Here is a 19,630-nt window from a genome sequence, read left to right on the forward strand (position 1 = left end):
GATCACCCTCGACTCGGGTCAAACTATTTGAACGCTCCCTAGAATTCAAGGGTACATTCAATTGCTCCACGCTTAAATGCACTAATCCACGCAGATAGGGAGTGGAAACGCCGCGAGGATTTGATCCAAACGAGACTAAGGACCGGCAAGTTTGGTAATAGTTTTTACGTCGCATCAAAGGATCTCAGTATTCTTACGCAACTTATTGACTAAGATCTTTCCATCCTCGGTTAGCGCATATCCGCGAGTGATGTGAAACGTTCGGCCATCTGCTAATTCCCCGTGCATCGCTTCTTCAACTTCTGCACCTGGGAGACCTTCGATCAGGCCATCTTTCAATAGATATCCGAAGAGTACTGATGTTTCAGGAAGGAGGACGTACGGAGCAGTATCATTTTCGACGAAATGTTCAATTATTCGACGTTCGACATCGTTGTATCGACGATTCACGAGAGCAAGGTTTCGTTTTATGATTCTCAGTGCCTTTTTGTCGAGCTTTCGAGGTCCAATACCTTTCCTGCGATGACAGTTTGCACATAACACGACCATATTGGAAAATTCATGTTTCCTGACCGTGGCGTATTCTTCTATGTGTTCGATTTCAAGTGGTTCCGCCGTCCGGCAGGTTGTGACAGCGCAGCGGTATCCAGCCTCGATCATCAGATCACGTTGGAGGTCGGCGGGTACGGGTTCTCGATCGGTCATGCTCCACCTCGCTGCGTTGAACCGTTATCATATTGTCCCCACCGCCCACACCGTATGCTAGGTCAGCGTGTCACGAGTGCATGTCTCCGGGAGGATAGGTTCGTACCCGGACAGGACGACGCGCTCGGAAGTCGCGCTGAGTCGAGATCGGTGACGGCGATGATGTCTATCGACCTGGGCGGACGTACGCCTCCTACCACACCGAGCCAACAGGCGAACCCTCGTGCAGCACCCAAGTCACTGCGGGCGGTTCACCGCCATGCGCATCCGAACCGTCCGCAATGTGTCGCAGCGCTGCGCTACTGGTCGAACGATGCACCGCCGCAGCGAGCCGAAAGACCCTGAGGCCAATCCGTTGCTGGCGCAGGCGAATCGAGATGCAAGGTGTATCCTGCGTCAATGCTGGGTTGCGCCTGTATTCGTTGCATCCGTGTCGCCAACACGATTGGCCACTCTATCCCGACTCCGAGATAAGAACATGGACGTAATAGATGAGTTTATCAAACAGTACGAGCGAGAGTTCGACTACTATTCAGAGGTTGCCAGAATAGTTGAAGGCCGCCTCAAAAGCGCTCTACATTCCGCTGGCATCAGGTGCATTGTTACCAGCAGGGCTAAAAGCATTGACCGCCTCCGTGACAAATGCTTCCAAAGAAGCAAGAAGCGCGACTATGCTTCGGTCGATATTTTGCGGGCCGATATTGCCGACCTAGCCGGCGTTCGAGTCGCTCTCTACTTTCCGGGAGAGAGGGATGAGGTTGACCGAATCATCGCCCGGCTATTCGACCAGGTCGGTGCGCGAAAAGAGTTTCCCGAGGAAACAATCAGCCGCAAGGGGAACCGTTTCTCTGGTTATTCCGCAATCCACTATCGTGTCCAGATCAAGTCGGACGATCTAATCGGAGCTAATGTCAGGCTCTCGCTGGCTCGCGTGGAGGTACAAGTCGCATCCGTTCTCATGCATGGATGGTCGGAAGTAGAACACGATCTTGTATACAAACCCCTCAATGGGGACCTATCTGATGAGGAAATTGCCCTACTCGACCAGTTGAACGGCTTAGTGCATGCCGGAGAAATAGCACTGGAACAGTTGCAAAAAGCTGAGCGGAAGAGAATTGACGAAGGTGTCAGAGAGTTTGCAATACACTACGAACTCGCGAGCTTCCTCCTCAACCATGCGCGAGAGCTAGGAAAGGGCGAGGTAAGCGAGACAGAACTTGGCCCTGTTGATGTCCTTTACCGATTTGCAAAGCGACTGAACCTCGCGACCCCGAACGAACTGAAGCCCTACCTGAACAAAGTCCACGAACGATTTGACGAAGGAGCCCTCGCTGAGCAGGTTATTAGTCAAATCCTAAACGAAGACCCGGAACGCCGGATCGAAATATTAAGAAAGGCATCTACGCTCCCGCAAAGCGTGCATGATAACTTCATCAATACCGAGCGTTTGCACCTTTTGGGTAAATTCGTAAGGGAATGGACGAAGCTCGAACAGCTACTTCTGGATGTAGCACCAGGGTCAAGAAATCCAATTTCGGCAATCAAAGCACTTGACAGTGGCGGGAAAATTAGCCCCGAATTGGCCGCCGAAATCCGACATCTTAGGCATATGCGAAATAGCATCGTGCACGCTTCGTCAGATCCTGACCCGCAGGTTCTAGCTAGCCAACTGCATCGGATAGAGAATGTGGCAGAGACGATTTCGAAGGTCGGTTGACGGCTACGCGCCCATCGGGATTCGATCATTGCCCCCACTGGTCCCGATGTCGTTGTGGGTGCACGGATGTAGGCGATCACTGCGGCGTGCAAGCTTCGGCGGCTCGTTTCAGGGCGCAACCCATCGCCAGGGCCGCAAGCCCTGGTGCCCGTGTAGGCAGGCCAGCCTGTAGTCCGCCTGGTGGCGTGCGTGGTCGGAGACAGCGGCATGGCGTAGCGCGAACAGGCACAACTCGAAGGATCGGACGTCACGGATCACCGGGTATCCCTCCCATTTGGTGACGTCGGAGCCGTAGGCGTCGGCGAACTGTTCCCATCTCGCTGGTGGGTCCGCGAGGGTGTCGGACTGGAAGGCGACGGTGGCTTGGTCCCATTGTGGGGGTCCGATGCAGCAGCGTTCCAGGTCTACGACGTGTCCTCCGGTGGCTGCGGACATGGTGTTGGCTGGGGATGGGTCGCCGTGGATGACACACCAAGGGCTCGGCCACTCCAGCGCGTGCCACCGTTCCGCGATGTCTTCGGCGTAGCCACGCAGCCACGCCTTTTCCGTGCCGTCGGTGAGGCATTGATCGATGCGGTCGGTGAAGTCGGGCAGGGTGAAGCGGGGCAGCCCGAGGTGGCTGGGCACGCGAAGTGTGTGTAGCCGTGCGAGCATCGTCCCGGTTTCGGCAGCCTCGGCGGGTCCGCCCGATCCGAGGTCTTCCCAGAAGGTGACAGGCCGCCCGTCGACCACGACCGGGTCGGGCACCAGTGGTTCGGGTGCGCGAACGTGATGGGAACGCAGCCAGTCCGCGGCCCGCAGCTCCCGGACCGCCGTCGCCAGTTCCCCGCGCTGATGCACACGGATGATGGTCGCGGTATCCGTGCGCAGCATAGCGTTGTCACGCAACCGAATTGGGTCGATCCGAGCAGCGGCGACCTGAGCCTGAGCGCAGGCCGCTCGTGCCAATGCCACGATGTCTTTGCTTCTCATGGTGTTTCGCTTCTTCTGGTCAATGACCGGCGGCGAGTGCTGCGGCGGTTTCGAACAGGCCAGCGGAGTTGGCACCCTTGATCAGGACCACGTCGCGACCGCGCAGACCTTCGGTAAGTATTGCCAGCACTTGGTCTCTGGTTTCGACATGGGTGACCTGCGCCGAGCCTGCGTCTCGGGCGGCGGTGGCCATGAGTTCGGCGTGGTGGCCGCCGACGGTGATCAGGGTGCCGATACCCAGATCGGCGACCTGACGTCCGATCGTTGCGTGCAAGGCCGGTGCGGTGTCGCCGAGTTCCCGCATCTCCCCGAGGACCGCGACGGTGGGCCGTTCAGTCGCGGCGATCGTGGCAAGCGACCGCAGAGCGGCTTCGACGCTTTCCGGCGAGGCGTTGAACGCATCGTTGATTACCATGACCCCGTCGGGGCGTTCGGTGACCTCCATCCGGCTGCCCGACGCCAACCTCGCGCCGTCGAGACCTTCTGCGACAGTGGTAAATTCGACGCCTGCGCTCAATGCCAGCGCGGCCGCGGCGAGTGCGTTGGTCAGGTGGTGCTCCCCGACCACGCCGAGGGTGACCGGTGCGGAATGGTCACCGTGGCGCAGGGTGAACTGCGCACGGGCATTGGCGTCGAGGGTGATGCCGGTGGCACGCACGTCGGCATCCGGGCCGGCGCCGAAGCGCAGGACCTTGGCGCGGGTGTGCTCGGCCATCTCCGCTACCAGCGGGTCATCTGCGTTGAGGACGGCGATACCGGAGGCGTAGAGGGCTTCGACGAGTTCGCGTTTGGCGACCGCGATTGCCTCGCGGCTGCCGAATTCGCCGATGTGGGCGGAGCCGATACCCAGGACCGCGCCGATCTGTGGGCGGGCGATGGCCGCGAGATGGCTGATGTGACCGCGCCCGCGCGCACCCATCTCCAACACGAGGAAGTCGGTGTCGGCCTCGACTCGCAGCACGGTGTGTGGGAACCCGATCTCGTTGTTGAACGAACGCTCGGTGGCGACGACGCTGCCGTGGCGGGACAGGATCTGGGTGAGCAGGTCCTTGGTGGAGGTTTTGCCCGCCGAACCGGTGATCGCGAGAACTCGGCCGGTGTAGCGGGTGGCTACGGCGTGGGCCAGATCGCTCATCGCGGTCACCACGTCCTCAACGATGATCGCCGGGGTGCCGGTCGGACGGGAGGCCAGGACCGCGACCGCACCCTTTTCTATTGCGGCAGTGGCGAAGTCGTGGCCGTCGACACGGTTGCCGTCCAGCGCGGCGAACAGTCCACCGTCGTCGACGTGGCGGGAGTCGAATGCGGTCGGTGCGGTGACGGTGACTTGGTCGTCGGTTACGGCGTCGAGCCGACCGTTGACGGCTTGGGCGATCTCGGCGAGGGTCATGGGGATCATGGGTTCGACCTTTCGATTTCACTGCGGTGTCGGGAGTTCGGGGCGAGATCCTGTGCGGACGGCGAGATCGGGTTGTGCGCCACGATCATGCTCGTCACCGGACCGGTTTGATCGCCCGGATCGGCTCGAGTCGGCCACAGTTGGCCGATCGCTGCGTCTGCGCTCAGGTCCCACACTTTTGCGGGTGCGGGACGGAAAGTTTGGGTGGCCCCGGACATCGCGATATCGCCGGGAAACGAGTCCGGGGCCGCCTTCGCTCGCGCCGTGGTGAGGTGTCTCGGGGCCTCACCTGGGTGCGTTGAAGGCCATTCAATTGGCCTGGATGCGAGCCGGTCGTGCGGCTAGGGCAGCAGGTAGAGGCGCTCGTTGGGCAGCCTTGGGAGCCCGACACAGTGGCCGGAATCGACGGCGACAGCGCAGGGTCGGCGTGCGGCCATGTCTTGCACGAACACGAGTGCGACAGTCAGGCATGCGGCGAAATCCATTCGTACACTGGCAAATTGGATGGTGAGGTGAATATCGGGCTCGTCGGGACAGGGCGACCGGGGGCCGGGTTTCATCGGGGGAACTGGCTCGGTAAGCACGCTCGGGTGCATGCGAGGACAACCGCCCCGGATGGCCGGAACTTACTGATTGCCGGCGAGATCCACGTTCGGGCGATCAGTGCGTCCGGCACCGGTGACGGCAACGCGATATCACCCTCACGGATCACCACTACCCGCGCACGCCATAGGCGTGCCACGACGGCAGCGTCACCGATCGGGCGAATGTCGGACCTCACCAAGAATGTCCACATTCCGGCTCGGGGGTGGCCGATAATCGGCAACGGCGCGACACCACGCACATCGAGGGCGGCTTTGACCCGTTGCGCCAGGTCGGTGGGCATCATCACCGCACCGACGAACCCGGCCTTCATGGTGATTCGCCCGGTGTCGGGGTCGATCACGGTGGGTAGTGAGCACTCGTGCCGGTAGAACTCGCAGCGTGAGCGGGGAGTTTCGGCGTAGGCGGCGGGTGGCCTGGTCTGCGTCATCGGCATTCCTCGGGCAACCCGGTCGTGGGGGTACCTGTTGCATCGACCGTTGGTGGCGTGGGTGAGTTCGTGAGCCAACCGGCTTCGCACATCGCTTCGAGCGTTCGGGTGAGTTGGGTGAGCGATGGCTGTGGTGCGGGCGTGGCCGGGGTGAGGTGACTCATCGCGCGGCCTGCCGTTCCGTATGACTCTGTCCGGCTGTGATCTGCCACGCCGCGCGCCGGTTTCGAAATACGTCGCCGTTGCGGCGCAACGAGTGCAGGGCGCGCCCCACGCGCCGGGGTGGCACGTTCAGATTGCGAGCGATCGTGTCGGCGGTGAGCTGTCCACCGACCGCGAGAATGGCGAGGACATCGGTTTCGATGGTGGATGTCATCTGGTCGCCGATGAAGTGGGCCACCCAGTGACGACCGCATTTGGCTGACCGCTTGACGGGTCTGGCTCGTTCATCGTTCCTCCGTGTCGTCCTTCGCGCTACCGCAAGCTGATTCGCTCTGCCAGACCAACATTGACTCATCACAAAGGTCGAAAGAAGGACAAATAAGAGGACATAGAGCGGCCATATACGAAGAGCGCTCTCGTCAAATGTCCAGATAGCGGACTACTCTCGCTTGCATGGCAAACAATGGGAATGCGGCTCTTCGCGCGGCCCGTCAGGCGCTGGGATATCGATCTCAGGCGGCCTTGGCTGATGCGCTGACCGACGCCGCGCGCGCGATCGGACTCCGCATCGAGGTAGCAGCCCGCACCGTAAGGCGTTGGGAGTCGACCGATCCGCCGTGGCCGCATCCAGAGCATGCAGCCGCCCTGGAAGCGCTGTTCAAACGCCCTATTACCGAACTCGGGTTCGCACCTCCCTGGCCGAACGGCTCGGAAGGTCGAGGTTCCAGAGAAGCGTTGGGCACCAATGTGATTCAGAAGCCCGGCCGATACCGGCGCACGATGGGTGGAGCGGAACTGCCAGCAGCGGTCGCGAAGAACTACGTGGCGATCACGGTTGCCCATCGCGGCATGTACTGGTCGCTGCCGGCGAAGCAACTGCACCGGTCCGTTTCATATCACGCTCGGATGGGGTCCGATCTCATCCCGCAGATCGACGTACGGGCCACCGTCCCCTTGGCACGAGCAGTCGCTGAATCAGCCCTGCTGGCAGGCCGTCTCGAGTTCTTCGATCTTCAGCAACCCGACGAAGCCCAGACCAGTTTCGTCCTCGCGCTACAGGCAGCCCACGAAGCAGCAGACGCCCTACTCGGCTGCGCCGTCCTCGCGCACATGGCCTTCGTTCCCGCATTCTCCGGCGAAGCGAAAAGGGCCGAGGAAGCGAGAGAGCGCGTTCGAGCGGCCCGAGCATTCGCGCGGCGGGGCAACGGAAACCACGAACTGACGGCATGGCTCGATGCTGTCGAGGCCGAAGTCGAGACGCGGTTCGGCAATACCCGACAGGCACTGAGCCTCATCCGGCACGCCGAACAGTCCTATGCCCTGCATGATCCGCAGGAACAGCCGTCGCCGCAGTGGCTGGATTGGTTCTCCCCGACGCGGCTCGCGGGCTTCAAAGCCAACACTTTGATTTCCGCGGGAGACGGCCGGGAGGCCCTGGCGACCCTGCGGCAAGTCCTCGACGACCTTCCCGCGGAGTCGGTGAAACAACGATCGGTTTACCTTGCCGATGCTGCGGCTGCGTGTGTGTTGCAGAAGCTGCCAGAGCAAGCGTGTGGCTTCCTCGAGGATGCGCTGGACGGAATCGGCGAGCACTGGTACGCAACGACTTTGGATCGGATCAAGGTGGTTCGGCAGGACCTGCGCAAGTGGGACTCGCTACCCGAGGTGCGGGCGTTGGATGAGCGGTTGTACGACTGGCATACAACCGTCAACTCGCTCTCTGGCTAGCGCTCAGCGTTCACGATGTCGGGGAGTTCGGACAGGCTGAGGATTCGCCAGTCCGAGAGCTCCTTGACGTCCTGCCGGTCCTTGTGGATCCATCCCCATGGTCCGCGCTGGATATAGGCGGTTCGCATCCCGACCTTGGTGGCCGGGGTGATGTCGTTGTCGATGCGGTCACCGACGTAGATGATCTGTTCTGCCGGGCATCCGGCGACCTCGACAACCTTGTCGAAGAACGCGACATCGGGCTTTGCCACGCCCCAGTCATCGGAGGTCGCGATGAAGTCGGTCGGCAGATCGAGCCCGCGCAGCAGGCCGCCAGCGCGTATGGTCTGGTTTCCGACGATGCCCACCCAGACACCCATCTCGCGCAGCGCCGACAGAGCTGGACGCACATCCGGGTAGAGGTCTTCCTCGCCGAACCACTCTGGTTTGCCTGCATCTGCGCGAGCTTGGCGCTGTTGATCGAGATCGAATCCGGGCTGGAACACCTGGAACGTCTCTCGATAGTCCAGCCCTTGGGCGATCACTGCACCGAACACGGAGACGAAGGTATGGCGGGGTACGCCCAACCAGTCCGCCCAGGTGCCGTACTCCCGAGTCTCGTCCACAAGGGTCTCGCCGACATCGAACACAACAGCCCGGATCACCACGCAACTCCTATTCGACCGCCCTACGGTGCGGTGCCAACCTTGCCCGGGTCAGTCTAGTGAGCGCAATACAAACAGGTTGTTCCCTCGGTGCGCCCGCTGTCGCCGTGGCCGACGGTGCAGGAGTGACGACCGACTACCAGTCGATTCCGTGGCCGACGTCGCGCTCCTGGTGGCCGTAGGGGTCGAACTCCTCGATGCCGTTGACCTCACAGGTGGATTCGGTGCAGCCGCTAGGTGTCGCTGCATCGATTGCGCTGGCGATGACCGATCCGATCGGGTCTGCTTCGTCGCCCGGTCCGACTGCATCGGAGGGCAAGGGTTCCGTCGCGCTGTACTGATCGGGCTCGGGACCGTTGAGGTCGGTGTCGGCGATTTCCAGACGTGCCCAGAGTGCGGCGGCGGGCATTTCGTCGGGTAATGGGCGGGCCACAACGGCATCGGTGAGCTGGGTTTCTATGTCGAGGCCGACGCGGGCAGCGGCGTCGATGTTGGTGGCGATGATCGGCCATGTGGGGTCGGCGCTGATGCGGGGGTCGATGCGGTCGACAGTGGCAGCCCATCGGTGCTGAGGAAGGCCGGTGTTGCCGTCGAGTTCGAGAATGCGGCGGTGCAACTGTTGTTGATGTGCGCGTTCGACGGCGGTGTAGCGGTTGGGTCCGGTCGGCCGGTGGTCAGACTCTGGGATGTGCTGCCCAGCACGCCAAATAGCAAGTTCGGCAACGAGTTCGGGGTCGGTGCCGAGCAGCCGGTCGTGCCCAGCTGGGGTGGTGGCAGCGGTCCAGCCGCGGGCCACATCGCTGATCTGTCTGGCGAGTTCGGCCACGATCCTCGATCGTCATCAATGCTTCGTTCGGCCTGCACCGTGGCGTCCCCGGAGCCGCCCTGTACTCCGCGAGCAAGGCCGCGGTGCACAACCTGACCCGCACTCTCGCAGCGGAATTGGCGCCACGGCGAATCCGGGTGAACTCGGTCAGCCCTGGTTACATCGACACCCCGGCCTTCCGCGCCGAACTCTCCGAAACCGCCCAGCGAAGCGTCGCGGGTCTTTCCCCCGCGGGCCGCGTCGGCACCGCCGACGACGTTGCCGCTGCCGTCGCCTTCTTGGCCTCGGCCGACGCCACCTTCATCAACGGGCACGACCTCCGCGTCGACGGTGGGCTCACCGCAGTCGACGCATCGGCGCTCCTGTAATCACCGGCGCCGCGTGCTGTGAATGCCCGGCGCGACCCGACCGACCTCAGCGCAGAGCCGCGCGTCCTCGCACGCGTCCGAGGACGACCAGGACCACCAGCGTGACGACCACGAGGACCGTGGTTCCGGCGGCCGCGTCGAAGACTTCACCACGGTCGGTCTGGGCGAAGATGCTGACGGGCAACGTCTTCCAGGTCGCCGGGTAGACCATGATGGTCGCGCCGAGCTCGCCCATGGAGAGGGCAACGGCCAGGCCCGCGGCGGCGCCGAGGGCGGGCAACAGCAGGGGCAGGGTGATCTGGCAGAGGACTCGGACCGGCCCCGCGCCCAGGGATTCGGCGGCTTGGCGGTAGGCCGGGTCGAGGCGGTCGAGAGCGGCGGAGACCGCGCTGAAGGCGTAGGCCAGGACCAGAACGGCGTGGGCGAGGATGACGATCCATTTGGTGCCGCCGAGCAAGAGCGGGCGTTCGTTGAAGGCGATGAGAACGCCGAGGCCGACCGCTACCGAGGGGACAGCGACCGGGAGGTGGAAAACGGCGTCGGTCAGGCGGCGCAACCAGGAGGGCGCTTCCCGCGAGGCCAGAGCTGCCCAGGTGCCGAGGACGAGGGAGATCGCGCCGGCGAGCAGCGCGGTTTGCAGGCTCACCGACAGGCTCGCGGCCTGCTCACCGCTGAGGACGGTGCCGATATTGGTGAAGCCGAGATCCGACGGCAGCGGACCGGTCCAGCTGCCTGCCAGGGCGGCGGCGATCACGGTGGCGATCGGGGCGACGAAGACCACCGTGACCACCAGCGCGAACACGCCGAGTACCAGTGCTTTTCCGCGCGGAGTCCAGACGAGCACGATCAGTCCCCCTTCGGGCGGGCGATGAACCGGGCGAAGACGAACCGGTAGACGAGATAGAGACTCAGGGAGAGCAGCACCTGGACCGAGGCCAGCACCGCCGCGCCGGGCAGGTCGAAGGTGACGATGCCGCGGGTGTAGATCAGCGCGGGTAGGGTGATGACCCCCTTGGCGCCGGTGAACAACACGATGCCGAACTCGTTGAGCGTGAGCAGCAGTACCAGGGAGCCGCCCGCCGCGAGCGCGGGCCACGCCTCGGGCAACACCACCTGGCGCAGCACCCGCCACGGCGAGGCGCCGAGACTCGCTGCCACGTCGAGCTGTTCACGCGGCATCTGCGCGAACGCGGCCAGCACCGGGCGCACCACGAAGGGGGTGAAGTAGGTGATCTCGGCCAGGATCACGCCGAGCGGAGTGGTCAAGAAGTCGATGACCGGTGTTGTCGCGCCGGTCAATTCAGCGATCAGGGCGTTCACCGCGCCCGCTGTCCCGTAGAGGAAGGTGAAGGCGAGGGTGATCAGGAACGAGGGCAGCGTCAGGATCGTATCGATGAGCCTGCCGACCAGACCTGATCCGGGGAACGGCACGAAGGCCAGCACGATCGCCAGGAACGTGCCGAGGACCAAGCACCCGGCGGTGGCGCAGACGGCGATGGACACGGTGCGCCACAACGCTTCCCGGAACGCCTCCGACCCGAGCACCGAGGACCACACCTCGGTGCCGCGGCCGGTCGGAGTCTGTGTGGACTCCGTCAGCACCCGCAGAATCGGATAGCCGGCGACGCCGAGCACCACCAGCACGGGCGGCAAGGTCCAGAGAATCGGCAACCACGACCGACGGGGTGCTGGATCTTTCGGCGGCGGCGACACGTCCGGCGGATCGAGTACCGAAGGTGCCGTCGTCATGACGCGTCCTCCGAAGGAGTAGAAGCGCCTGCCGCGGCATAGGTCGCGCCGATCGAGCGAGGAATGAGCACACCCGCCGGGTCCGGGAGCTTCACCCCGACGACGGCACCGACTTCGGTCGTGAAATGCCCCGACACGTCGGCCGCGAGCACGCCGGGTAGACCGTCGACGGCCAGCTCGACCCTGGTCGTGGCGCCACGCCATACCGAGGTCGACACGGTGGCGCGCAAGGCGTCCCGCTCGCCGGGTTTGCCGACGATGATCGTGTGCGGGCGGATGCACAGCAGGGCGTCGTCGTCGGGCGCCCAATCCGCGAGTCCCACCCCGGGTTGCGGCGCTTGCACGCGCAGGGTGTTGGTGCCCGCGGTGACCAGAGCTGCGGTGCCGGTGACGTGGTTGACGACGCAGGGCACCAGGTTCGCGCCCCCGAGGAAACCGGCGGTGAAGTCGGTGGGTGGACGCTGCCACAGGTTTTCGGCGGTGTCGATGTCGACGAGGCGGGAGTCACGCATCACCGCGATCCGGTCGGCCAGCGCCAGCGCCTCGGCCTGATCGTGGGTGACGTACAGCATCGCTGTGTCGGGCAGCGCTTTTCGCAGCGCCTGCAACTCACCGAGCATCGAATGGCGCAGTTGCGCGTCGAGCGCGGCGAGGGGTTCGTCGAGTAGCAGCACGGTGGGTTTGATGGCCAGCGCACGGGCGATCGCCACCCGCTGCTGCTGCCCACCGGACAACTCACGCGGGAGCCGCTGCGCGTAACCACCCATGCCGACCATGTCGAGCGCCTCGGCGACCCGCACGGAGATCTCCGCACGGGGCACCCGATGCGATTTCAAGCCGAACGCCACATTGCTGTGCACGTTCATGTGCGGGAACAACGCGTAGGACTGCACGACGACACCGATCCCGCGCTTGGCGGGCGAGAGATCGGTGACGTCGCGGCCCGCGAGCCGGACCGAACCCGAGGTGGGCCGGACGAAACCGGCCAGGGCCTTGAGCGCGGTCGACTTGCCCGACCCACTCGGACCGAGGAGCGCGACAGTCTCGCCGACGGCGACGCGCAGGGTGAAATCGGCCAGCGCGACGGCGGCCTTGCGGCCCCTGCCATAACTGACCCCGACCCGATCGAACACGATCGCGGGTTCGTTGGTTGCCGCGACCGAAGTGGCGGATTTCATCTGGAGGTCACCGTCGGACATCATCGAACTCCTTGTGTCACAGCCGCATTCAGCTGCCGGTTGCCTTCTGGTACGCCGCAACATCGGCGTCCAGCTCGGTCAGCACCTTGTTCCAGTCGACCGCGACCACCTCGACACCCTGCAGCGCGGCGGCCGGACCGCCATCGGCCGGTGCGGGCACATCGGTGCGGGGCGACACGGCGAAGGCGTCGGGGCCGAGTTGCGCCTGCGCGGCCGGGGCCATCAGGAAGCTCATCAGCTTGGTGGCGTCGTCCTTGTGCGGGGCGCCCTTGGCCAGACCCATCATGTACGGCACGGCCACGGTGGAACGCTTGCCGTCGGCGGCGGGGAAGAAGACGTTGAACTTGGAGCCCTTCTCCTTCACCGTGGTCAGGTTCATCTGCACGTCACCGTTGGCGATGAGCAGCTCACCCTTGTCGACCTTGGCCTGCAGCTTGCCGGTCGAGGACGACGGGCCGACATTGTTGGCCTGCAGCGCCGTCAGGTAATCGAGGGCGCCCTGCTTGCCACGCAACTGCTGCAGCAGCACCAGCACCGCGGTGCCGTCACCGGCCTGGCCGGGGGTGGAGTACTGCAGCTTGCCCTTGTACTCCGGCTTCAGCAGGTCTTCCCAGGTGAGTGCCGAGGCGTCGACCGCGGGGTTGGCGATGAAGCACAGGAAGTTGTTCGCCATGGTCACGTAGGTGCCGTCGGCGTCCTTGGCCGCGGCCGGGACAGCGGCGGTGTCGATGCCGCTTGGCTGCAGCAGACCCGACTGCTTGGCCTTCTGGATGAACGGCGGCAGGGTGACCACGACGTCGGCCTGCGGGTTGGACTGCTCCTTGTCGACCCGGTTCACGACCTCGCCGGAGCCCGCCTCGACCAGGTTGACCGCGATGCCGGTCTCCTTGGTGAACGCGTCGAACTGGGACTTGTACCAGCCACCGACGCCATCGGCGGAGTACACGGTGACGGTCTTGCCGTCCACGGATTCGGTACCGGTGCCACCGCAGGCGCCGGTGAACGCGACGGCGGTGACGCCGGCCAGCAGCAGCGCGGCCCTGGACAGGCGACGCGCGGTGAGTGAAGTACGCACGATTACAGCAACTTTCGTTTCAGTGTCGGGGGAATCGCAGGGACGGGTGGATCGGAGGGCGACGACGCGGCGACTACCGCGACGGCAGGTTTCAGTACGCCAGTACCAGCGCCGGGAAGTCGGCAACGGAGTCGACGACGTGGGTAGCGCCGGCGGCGCGCAGCTGATCGGCGGTGTGCGCGCCGGTCAGGGTGCCCGCGACGATGCCCGCGCCGGCGGCGAGGCCGGTGGCGATGTCGCTGGTGGTGTCACCGAGCACGGCGATGCGGTCGACGGCGTCGACGCCCAGCCGGAGCGCGGCGGCCAGCACCATGTCGGGATAGGGGCGACCGCGACCGGCGTCCGACGGCGCCAGGGTGAGATCGACCAGGTCGGCCCAGCCCAGTGCGGCGAGGAGCTTGTCCTGCGTGCCCCGGCTGAATCCGGTGGTCAGCGCGACCCGGACACCGGCGTCACGCAATGCGGTGATCGCTTCCACCGCACCGGGAATCGGCGCGATGTCGGCCTCGTCGACCAGGCTGTCGTAGGCGATCTCGAAGGCCCGGTTGGCATTCTGGGCGGCGGCCTCGTCGCCGTCGAGCAGCGCGCGGAACACCTCGATCTTGGACTGGCCCATAGTGTCGACCACGTAGCGGCGAGCCTGGTCCCGGCGCGGGCCCTCGGTCTCGATCCCGGCGGTGGTGGCAGCGCTCTCGAAGGCGCGCAGCACCAGTCCGCCGTCGGCGACGGTGGTGCCTGCCATGTCGAGGGCGGCGAGCTGAATCTTGTTGTCCGGCATAGTTGTTCCTCACAGTCCGATCTGGTCGGCGGTTTGTTCGCCGATGGCGGGGCCGAGCGTCATACCGCGACCGCCGGGGCCGGTGACGACCCAGACGTTGGTATCGGCCCGCACCCGGGTGACGACGGTGCCCGGGTCGACGCTCTGGCTGTAGACGCCCGCCCAGCGCCGCACGATCGGCGGCAGCTTGCGGCCGAGCAGTTCCTCGGTCACCTCGGTGAGGTGGTCGTAGGGCGCTTCGTCGACGTCGAAGGCGAACGGCTCGGTGTATTCGTGGGTGTCGCCGATGGTCAGGCCACCGTGCAGGCGCTGCACGCACAGCAGCTGCATCTTGTGCTCGGCGGCGGTGGCGGTCTGGGACTGCTCGGCAGCCAGCGAATCCACCTGCGGGCCCGCGAAACCCGGGTAGTAGCGGAAGCTGTCGCCGTCGGCGATCGCGGTGGTGAGCGGTTCGCCCAGCGGAGCGGTCTGCATCATCTGCAGGCGCACACGGCGCACCGCCAGCTCGCCCGCCAGCTCACGGGTGAGTCCGGAGTGGGCGGCGCCGGGGCAGTGGATGACGAGGTCGGCCTCGTGGCGGCGACCGTGATCGTCGACGACGACCGCGCCGGAACCGGTGTCGAGCACCGAGCGAGCCTCGGTGCCCTCGTGGAAGGTATAACGATCGGTCGCGGCCATATGAGCGCGCAGGGCGGGCAATGCCTGACGCGACTCCACGGCCGCATCGGTCGAACAGTGCAGGCCGGCAAGGTATTTGCCGCGGACCGCCGGGTTGATCGCGCGGACCGCGTCGGGGTCGAGCAGGCTGAATCCACGGGCTTCGGCGGTGTCGCCGGCGGCGGCCGCCTCGGCGACGGCGAGCTCGGCGGGGGTTCGGACCAGCGTGATCGAACCGGCGGGCCGGAAGCCGACGCCGGCGACCCGGCCGCCGATCTCCTCCCACAGCTCGCGCGAACGCAGCGTCAGCTCGAGCTCGTTCGCCGACCGGCCCGAGACCCAGACCAAACCGAAATTGCGGACCGTCGCGCCGCGGGCCTCGCGTTCGCGTTCGAGGTGCACGACCTCGTGTCCACGGGCTACCGCCGCCCAGGCGTGAGCGGTGCCGAGGATCCCTCCACCGATGATGACCAATCGCATGCCACCGATAGTGGCAAATGGTCTAGACCGATAGGTGAGGGCCGCGAGAACAGCAAGTTAAATTTTGGTATAGACCAATCCGGGTATGGTGGGCCCCATGGATTCGCCGCACACCACCCGCGTTCCGAAGGTGTTCCTGGTTCGCACCGAAATCGATCTGATCCTGGCCGATCTCACCGAGGGCGACCCGGTTCCATCAGAACGCGACCTCGCCACCCGCTTCGGCGTCGCGCGCGAAACCGTGCGGCAGGCACTGCGAGAACTGCTGGTGGAGGGGCGAATTCGACGCCAGGGCCGCGGGACGGTGGTCTCCCGCCCCAAGCTGACGCAGCCGCTGTCGCTGCGCTCCTATACCGAGGGCGCGATCAGTCTCGGCCGCACGCCCGGCCGCATTCTGGTCGCGTGGGAAGACGTCGCCGCCGACGCGGCGACGGCCACCGACCTCGAGGTGGAACTGGGCACCGAGGTGATGCACCTGGAGCGGGTTCTGCTCGCCGACGGTGAACGCGTCGGACTGGAGAGCACCTACCTACCCCTGCACCGCTTCGCCACCCTGCGCGGCACCTATGACCCCACCACTTCGCTGTACGCCGCGATCCGCGCGACCGGCGTCGAACTCGCCGGTGCGCGCGAACGCATCGAAACCGTACTCGCCGCCCCGCGCGAGGCGGGCCTGCTCGAATGCACTACCGCACTACCGATGTTGCTGTTGCACCGGCGCAGTGTCGACGCCGACGGCGCACCCATCGAACGGGTGCGCTCGCTCTACCGCGGTGACCGCATCGCCTTCGAGGCGAGGCTGTCACCGGAGCCGGTGTAGCCCTTACTGTTCGGGCAGTCTGCGCCGTCCGCCTGCCACATCCGTGACCAGGTCGGTGTAACCGTCGACAAGCTCGGCGAGGTGATACCAGTGCTTGTGTGTGTTGTCGCTTCGCGCGCCGTTGATGTCGATGGCCTGGTTGGCATCCACCCAGCTACGCGCCATCCGGTCGACGACCGCACCGAGACTCTCGGTGTGCAGCGAGGCGCCGTTGCGATGCAACGGGATCTCCTGGACACACCAGTCGTTGATGTCGTCGACCAGTTCACTTCGACGGCAATCGATCTCGGCGATCAATGCCGTGTCACGCACCTGCCCCCGCCGTTCGTGCAGTTCAGCGAGCGCGTGCGCTGACCGCAACAATTCGCGATCTTGAAATCGCCGCCCCTGAAATGCGCACAACAATTGCGGAGCGGTGGGCAGTATCCCCATCACCGGCGCGCTCATCGCACTGCCCCGAATTCACCCGACACCCAAGATTTGTCTACCAACATGATTGGCTCTCGATTCGGTTATCCCGGTCATCTGTTCGGATTGTTCGCAACCAGGCTAACTGGATCATGCTCGCTCAGAAGACGAAACGCAAGATTGCGTTATCACTCCTGCAGTAAAGCCACCCTGACAGAACCGACAGTCACATGCGCAGCGCCGCACGGTCTTCCGGCGCGCCTCGCGGACTCGCCGAACACCATGGTTGTCCCTACGCCGCTGTCTTCGCCGATCGCGTGACATAGCGGCCTTGCAGCGCAATAATGCGATTCATGGCAGGCAAGCGTACGACCCTGACCGTCCGGCTTCGCCGGCTCGCAGCCATGTTGCGCGAGTTGCGCGAAAGCGCCCAGCTGAGCAAGGAAGACGTCAGCGCGCGGACCGGTATCAACGTCACCACGCTGTACCGGATCGAAATGGCTCAGGCGCGCCCACAACGTCGCACCCTCGGCGCCATGCTCGACCTGTATCAGGTCGACGACAAAATGCGCGAGGAAGCACTCAGCTTGCTGACCGACGCGCTGAAACCCGGCATGTCGCAGCCCTACGAGGGCGCGGTGTCGGAGGTGTACGCGAATTACATCAACTTCGAGGCGGAAGCATTGTCGGCCAGGCAGTACCAGACCTCGACGGTGCCCGGCCTGCTGCAGACGTTCGAGTACGCCGCCGCCGTGATCGACACCTCGATGCCGCGTCTCGACGCCTCGGTGATGGAGAGCAGGGCGCAGGCGCGCATGGATCGCGCCATCAACCTGACCAAGGACGACCCGCTCGAATTGTGGGTGGTGATGGACGAGGCGGCCATTCGCCGCGTGGTCGGCGGCCCCGCGACGATGGTTGGCCAACTCGATCGGCTGCTCGACGAGACCAAGCGCAAGAACGTGATCCTGCAGGTGCTCCCGTTCGACGCGGGCGCTCACCCCGGCATGGCGGGCTCGTTCACGCTGCTCGACTTCCGCAATCCGGTCGACCCGGAGCTCGTGTACGTGGAGAGCATGTCGGTGCACAACCTGGTCGAGGGGCACTCCGAGATCCGCCGGTTCGGCGTGATCTTCGACCAATTGCGGGCGATGGCGTTGAGCCCGCGCGACTCGGCGAAGTTGATCACCGAGGCCAGGGACGCGATCACGCAGGCCGCGGCCGCTCAGTAGCGGCTGGCGCGGCGGAAACCGATCGCGGCGGGTAGCGCGAACACCACGATCGCGCCGAGCGACCAGGCCAGCGTGGCCAGCAGCGGGTCGCGCACGGGACCGCCGAGTGAGAGTCCGCGCATCGTCTCGATGGCGTGGGTGAGCGGGTTGTGTTCCACGATCGGGCGGGCCCAGCCGGGGTAGGCGGTGAGCGGGACGAATCCGGTGCTGAAGAACATCAGCATCGACGATCCGAGCGAAATAGACTCCACCAGTGCGGGTTTCGCCGTATACACGGCGCACGCCGTGACCATGGTCGCGAAGCCGAGACCGTACAGCACCGGGATGCCGAACAGCGCGATCGCGGCGAGCGGGCCCTGGGTGAAGCGGAACCCGAGGGCGATGCCGACGGCGAAGATCACCATGGTGCAGAGCAGGATTCGCACACCTTCGGCGAGGACCCTCGAGAGCAGGCCCGAGGCACGATGGACCGGCAGCACCCAGAATCGGGACAGCAGTCCGCCATCGCGTTCGCGACCGAGGGTGACGGCGCCGGCCAGCGAACCCGACATCACCCCGACCAGCGAGACCATCGGGACCGAGCCGTACAGTGCGTCAGCACCCGCGAAAGACGAGACCTGTTTGCCCAGCACGGCATTCAGCATCACCAGCAGGAGCGCGGGGAAGAGCAGGGCTTGCATCACCGTCAGCGGGTCGCGGCCCCAGCGGGTCAGCAGCCGTTTGGTTTGAATCACCGTCTGCGGCAGTAGCATTCGCAGCGTCTCGGTGTGCCGGTCGATGACCGCGGGCAGCGTTTCGGTTGTCATGCGGTCCGCCGCGCGGCGTGTCGCCAGGCCAGGCCGCCGCAGACCACCAGGATGCCGAGCGCCCAGGCCAGGCCGGGACCCAGTGTCGCGATGTCGACCGAGCCGGCGTTGCCGGTGGCGTCGCCCGCCAGTGCGCGCAGGCCGTCGACGAACTGGGAGACGGGCTGATTGCGGACGAAACCCTGGATCCAGCCGGGGAATTGGCTCGCGGGCGCGAACCCGGTGGACACCATGCCGAAGATCAACTGGGGCAGCACCAGGAGCTGGGTGGTGGCCTCGGGGCTGGTGGACATGCTGCCGAGCAGGTCGGCGGCACAGCACAGGGCGGTCGCGATCAGCAGCGCGAACGCGAGGAAAGCCACGGTGTGCCACCAGTTTCCGCTGAACCGGAAGCCGATGAGGGTGCCGCAGACCAGCGCGGCGCCGACCGCGATCACCGCTCGGTGGGCGGCCACGGTGATTCTGGCCGCGAAGGGGATCCACCGCGGCATCGGCAGGGTGGCGAAGCGGAGGTCGAGGCCGTCGCGGGCATCGGTGGCGGAGCGGAACGCGGCGGTGACGGCGCAGAACGCGACCGCCTGCATGACGATCATCGGCATCAGGAACTGGGCGTAGCTGCTCAGGCCGTGCCCGTAGACGGTCATCACGAGCTCGAGCGGGACGTAGAAGCCGATGGTGAACACCGCGGGGGCAAGGAGCGCGGTCACGATCTCGCCGGTGCGCCACGCCGGGCGGATCAGCCGTTGCGCGAGCACCCACCACTGCGTGAACGCCGCCGTCGGCGCGCGGTCGATGCCGGGCTCGTCGGTGGTCTGCACGCCCCCATCGTTGCCGATGTGCGCTGTGCCGGCGGGGAACTCGGTCTGCATGTC

The 19,630-nt window shown here is 65.1% G+C and carries 21 protein-coding genes; 5 read left to right on the plus strand and 16 right to left on the minus strand.

The genetic code is table 11. The annotated features are described in order from the left end of the window. Positions 1-174: 174 nt before the first annotated feature. Positions 175-705 (minus strand): HNH endonuclease, encoded by a 531-nt coding sequence (locus ACQHI0_RS19260; RefSeq protein WP_427903253.1) that lies wholly within the window; start codon positions 703-705, stop codon positions 175-177. A gap of 478 nt (positions 706-1,183) precedes the next feature. On the opposite strand from ACQHI0_RS19260, the gene ACQHI0_RS19265 reads away from it, so the two are divergent. After that, positions 1,184-2,422: a GTP pyrophosphokinase gene (locus ACQHI0_RS19265; RefSeq protein ID WP_427903254.1), complete on the plus strand. Its 1,239-nt coding sequence runs from the start codon at positions 1,184-1,186 to the stop codon at positions 2,420-2,422. Between the two features lie 108 nt (positions 2,423-2,530). Here the strand turns inward: ACQHI0_RS19265 and ACQHI0_RS19270 are convergent, their stop codons facing one another. The 4 genes from ACQHI0_RS19270 to ACQHI0_RS19285 all read right to left on the minus strand — a co-directional run bounded on the left by ACQHI0_RS19270 (position 2,531) and on the right by ACQHI0_RS19285 (position 6,202). Continuing rightward, positions 2,531-3,394 (minus strand): phosphotransferase enzyme family protein, encoded by an 864-nt coding sequence (locus ACQHI0_RS19270; RefSeq protein WP_427903255.1) that lies wholly within the window; start codon positions 3,392-3,394, stop codon positions 2,531-2,533. 19 nt (positions 3,395-3,413) lie between these two features. Then, positions 3,414-4,793: a UDP-N-acetylmuramoyl-tripeptide--D-alanyl-D-alanine ligase gene (locus ACQHI0_RS19275; protein WP_427903256.1), complete on the minus strand. Its 1,380-nt coding sequence runs from the start codon at positions 4,791-4,793 to the stop codon at positions 3,414-3,416. 556 nt (positions 4,794-5,349) lie between these two features. Continuing rightward, on the minus strand, positions 5,350-5,826 hold the full coding sequence (locus ACQHI0_RS19280; protein WP_427903257.1) for a DNA-directed RNA polymerase subunit beta: 477 nt from the start codon (positions 5,824-5,826) through the stop codon (positions 5,350-5,352). A 160-nt stretch (positions 5,827-5,986) separates the two neighbouring features. After that, positions 5,987-6,202: a helix-turn-helix domain-containing protein gene (locus tag ACQHI0_RS19285; RefSeq protein WP_427903258.1), complete on the minus strand. Its 216-nt coding sequence runs from the start codon at positions 6,200-6,202 to the stop codon at positions 5,987-5,989. Positions 6,203-6,441: 239 nt separating this feature from the next. On the opposite strand from ACQHI0_RS19285, the gene ACQHI0_RS19290 reads away from it, so the two are divergent. After that, entirely contained in the window at positions 6,442-7,716 is a 1,275-nt protein-coding gene (locus tag ACQHI0_RS19290; RefSeq protein WP_427903259.1) for a helix-turn-helix transcriptional regulator, read from the plus strand. Here the strand turns inward: ACQHI0_RS19290 and ACQHI0_RS19295 are convergent. Next, a complete protein-coding gene (locus ACQHI0_RS19295) occupies positions 7,713-8,363 on the minus strand; it encodes an HAD family hydrolase (protein ID WP_427903260.1) in 651 nt (216 codons plus the stop codon). The genes ACQHI0_RS19290 and ACQHI0_RS19295 overlap by 4 nt on opposite strands. A 133-nt stretch (positions 8,364-8,496) precedes the next feature. After that, positions 8,497-9,186, minus strand: a complete 690-nt coding sequence (locus tag ACQHI0_RS19300; RefSeq protein ID WP_427903261.1) for a hypothetical protein — start codon at positions 9,184-9,186, stop codon at positions 8,497-8,499. A gap of 32 nt (positions 9,187-9,218) precedes the next feature. Between ACQHI0_RS19300 and ACQHI0_RS19305 the strand changes: the two genes are divergently transcribed. Next, positions 9,219-9,554 carry an SDR family NAD(P)-dependent oxidoreductase gene (locus ACQHI0_RS19305; RefSeq protein WP_427909225.1) on the plus strand — a complete coding sequence of 112 codons (336 nt, stop codon included), beginning with the start codon at positions 9,219-9,221 and terminating at the stop codon, positions 9,552-9,554. 46 nt (positions 9,555-9,600) lie between these two features. On the opposite strand, the gene ACQHI0_RS19310 is transcribed toward ACQHI0_RS19305, so the two are convergent. The 6 genes from ACQHI0_RS19310 to ACQHI0_RS19335 form a co-directional block, all read right to left on the minus strand. Further along, positions 9,601-10,398, minus strand: coding sequence for an ABC transporter permease (locus ACQHI0_RS19310; RefSeq protein ID WP_427903262.1), 798 nt, complete (start codon positions 10,396-10,398; stop codon positions 9,601-9,603). A 2-nt stretch (positions 10,399-10,400) separates the two neighbouring features. Further along, on the minus strand, positions 10,401-11,303 hold the full coding sequence (locus ACQHI0_RS19315; protein ID WP_427903263.1) for a 2-aminoethylphosphonate ABC transporter permease subunit: 903 nt from the start codon (positions 11,301-11,303) through the stop codon (positions 10,401-10,403). Further along, positions 11,300-12,502 carry an ABC transporter ATP-binding protein gene (locus ACQHI0_RS19320; RefSeq protein ID WP_427903264.1) on the minus strand — a complete coding sequence of 401 codons (1,203 nt, stop codon included), beginning with the start codon at positions 12,500-12,502 and terminating at the stop codon, positions 11,300-11,302. Before ACQHI0_RS19320 ends, ACQHI0_RS19315 begins: the two co-directional genes overlap by 4 nt. Positions 12,503-12,530: 28 nt before the next feature. Beyond that, complete coding sequence (locus ACQHI0_RS19325; RefSeq protein ID WP_427903265.1) at positions 12,531-13,577, minus strand: 2-aminoethylphosphonate ABC transporter substrate-binding protein; 1,047 nt, start codon at positions 13,575-13,577, stop codon at positions 12,531-12,533. Positions 13,578-13,668: 91 nt separating this feature from the next. Then, on the minus strand, positions 13,669-14,355 hold the full coding sequence (locus ACQHI0_RS19330) for a phosphonatase-like hydrolase (protein WP_427903266.1): 687 nt from the start codon (positions 14,353-14,355) through the stop codon (positions 13,669-13,671). A gap of 9 nt (positions 14,356-14,364) precedes the next feature. Further along, the gene (locus ACQHI0_RS19335; RefSeq protein ID WP_427903267.1) at positions 14,365-15,492 is read right to left on the minus strand and encodes a TIGR03364 family FAD-dependent oxidoreductase; all 1,128 of its coding nucleotides are present in this window, start codon (positions 15,490-15,492) and stop codon (positions 14,365-14,367) included. Between the two features lie 97 nt (positions 15,493-15,589). Between ACQHI0_RS19335 and ACQHI0_RS19340 the strand changes: the two genes are divergently transcribed. Beyond that, a complete protein-coding gene (locus ACQHI0_RS19340) occupies positions 15,590-16,312 on the plus strand; it encodes a GntR family transcriptional regulator (RefSeq protein ID WP_427903268.1) in 723 nt (240 codons plus the stop codon). Between the two features lie 3 nt (positions 16,313-16,315). Here the strand turns inward: ACQHI0_RS19340 and ACQHI0_RS19345 are convergent, their stop codons facing one another. Beyond that, positions 16,316-16,675 (minus strand): DUF4254 domain-containing protein, encoded by a 360-nt coding sequence (locus ACQHI0_RS19345; RefSeq protein ID WP_379325015.1) that lies wholly within the window; start codon positions 16,673-16,675, stop codon positions 16,316-16,318. Positions 16,676-17,073: 398 nt separating this feature from the next. On the opposite strand from ACQHI0_RS19345, the gene ACQHI0_RS19350 reads away from it, so the two are divergent. After that, positions 17,074-17,952, plus strand: a complete 879-nt coding sequence (locus ACQHI0_RS19350) for a helix-turn-helix domain-containing protein (RefSeq protein ID WP_427903269.1) — start codon at positions 17,074-17,076, stop codon at positions 17,950-17,952. Here the strand turns inward: ACQHI0_RS19350 and ACQHI0_RS19355 are convergent. Further along, positions 17,946-18,758 carry an ABC transporter permease gene (locus ACQHI0_RS19355; protein ID WP_427903270.1) on the minus strand — a complete coding sequence of 271 codons (813 nt, stop codon included), beginning with the start codon at positions 18,756-18,758 and terminating at the stop codon, positions 17,946-17,948. The two genes, ACQHI0_RS19350 and ACQHI0_RS19355, sit on opposite strands and share 7 nt — an antisense overlap. Then, on the minus strand, positions 18,755-19,627 hold the full coding sequence (locus ACQHI0_RS19360; protein WP_427903271.1) for an ABC transporter permease: 873 nt from the start codon (positions 19,625-19,627) through the stop codon (positions 18,755-18,757). The genes ACQHI0_RS19355 and ACQHI0_RS19360 overlap by 4 nt, the downstream gene beginning before the upstream one ends. Positions 19,628-19,630 lie beyond the last annotated feature (3 nt).

The organism is Nocardia sp. FBN12 (assembly GCF_050320175.1).
Classification (GTDB): domain Bacteria; phylum Actinomycetota; class Actinomycetes; order Mycobacteriales; family Mycobacteriaceae; genus Nocardia.

Coding starts and splice junctions, on each gene's coding strand:
- ACQHI0_RS19260 (WP_427903253.1), bottom strand. CDS start 705: ATGACCGATCGAGAACCCGTACCCGCCGACCTCCAACGTGATCTGATG.
- ACQHI0_RS19265 (WP_427903254.1), top strand. CDS start 1,184: ATGGACGTAATAGATGAGTTTATCAAACAGTACGAGCGAGAGTTCGAC.
- ACQHI0_RS19270 (WP_427903255.1), bottom strand. CDS start 3,394: ATGAGAAGCAAAGACATCGTGGCATTGGCACGAGCGGCCTGCGCTCAG.
- ACQHI0_RS19275 (WP_427903256.1), bottom strand. CDS start 4,793: ATGATCCCCATGACCCTCGCCGAGATCGCCCAAGCCGTCAACGGTCGG.
- ACQHI0_RS19280 (WP_427903257.1), bottom strand. CDS start 5,826: ATGACGCAGACCAGGCCACCCGCCGCCTACGCCGAAACTCCCCGCTCA.
- ACQHI0_RS19285 (WP_427903258.1), bottom strand. CDS start 6,202: ATGACATCCACCATCGAAACCGATGTCCTCGCCATTCTCGCGGTCGGT.
- ACQHI0_RS19290 (WP_427903259.1), top strand. CDS start 6,442: ATGGCAAACAATGGGAATGCGGCTCTTCGCGCGGCCCGTCAGGCGCTG.
- ACQHI0_RS19315 (WP_427903263.1), bottom strand. CDS start 11,303: ATGACGACGGCACCTTCGGTACTCGATCCGCCGGACGTGTCGCCGCCG.
- ACQHI0_RS19320 (WP_427903264.1), bottom strand. CDS start 12,502: ATGTCCGACGGTGACCTCCAGATGAAATCCGCCACTTCGGTCGCGGCA.
- ACQHI0_RS19330 (WP_427903266.1), bottom strand. CDS start 14,355: ATGCCGGACAACAAGATTCAGCTCGCCGCCCTCGACATGGCAGGCACC.
- ACQHI0_RS19335 (WP_427903267.1), bottom strand. CDS start 15,492: ATGCGATTGGTCATCATCGGTGGAGGGATCCTCGGCACCGCTCACGCC.
- ACQHI0_RS19340 (WP_427903268.1), top strand. CDS start 15,590: ATGGATTCGCCGCACACCACCCGCGTTCCGAAGGTGTTCCTGGTTCGC.
- ACQHI0_RS19350 (WP_427903269.1), top strand. CDS start 17,074: ATGGCAGGCAAGCGTACGACCCTGACCGTCCGGCTTCGCCGGCTCGCA.
- ACQHI0_RS19355 (WP_427903270.1), bottom strand. CDS start 18,758: ATGACAACCGAAACGCTGCCCGCGGTCATCGACCGGCACACCGAGACG.
- ACQHI0_RS19360 (WP_427903271.1), bottom strand. CDS start 19,627: ATGCAGACCGAGTTCCCCGCCGGCACAGCGCACATCGGCAACGATGGG.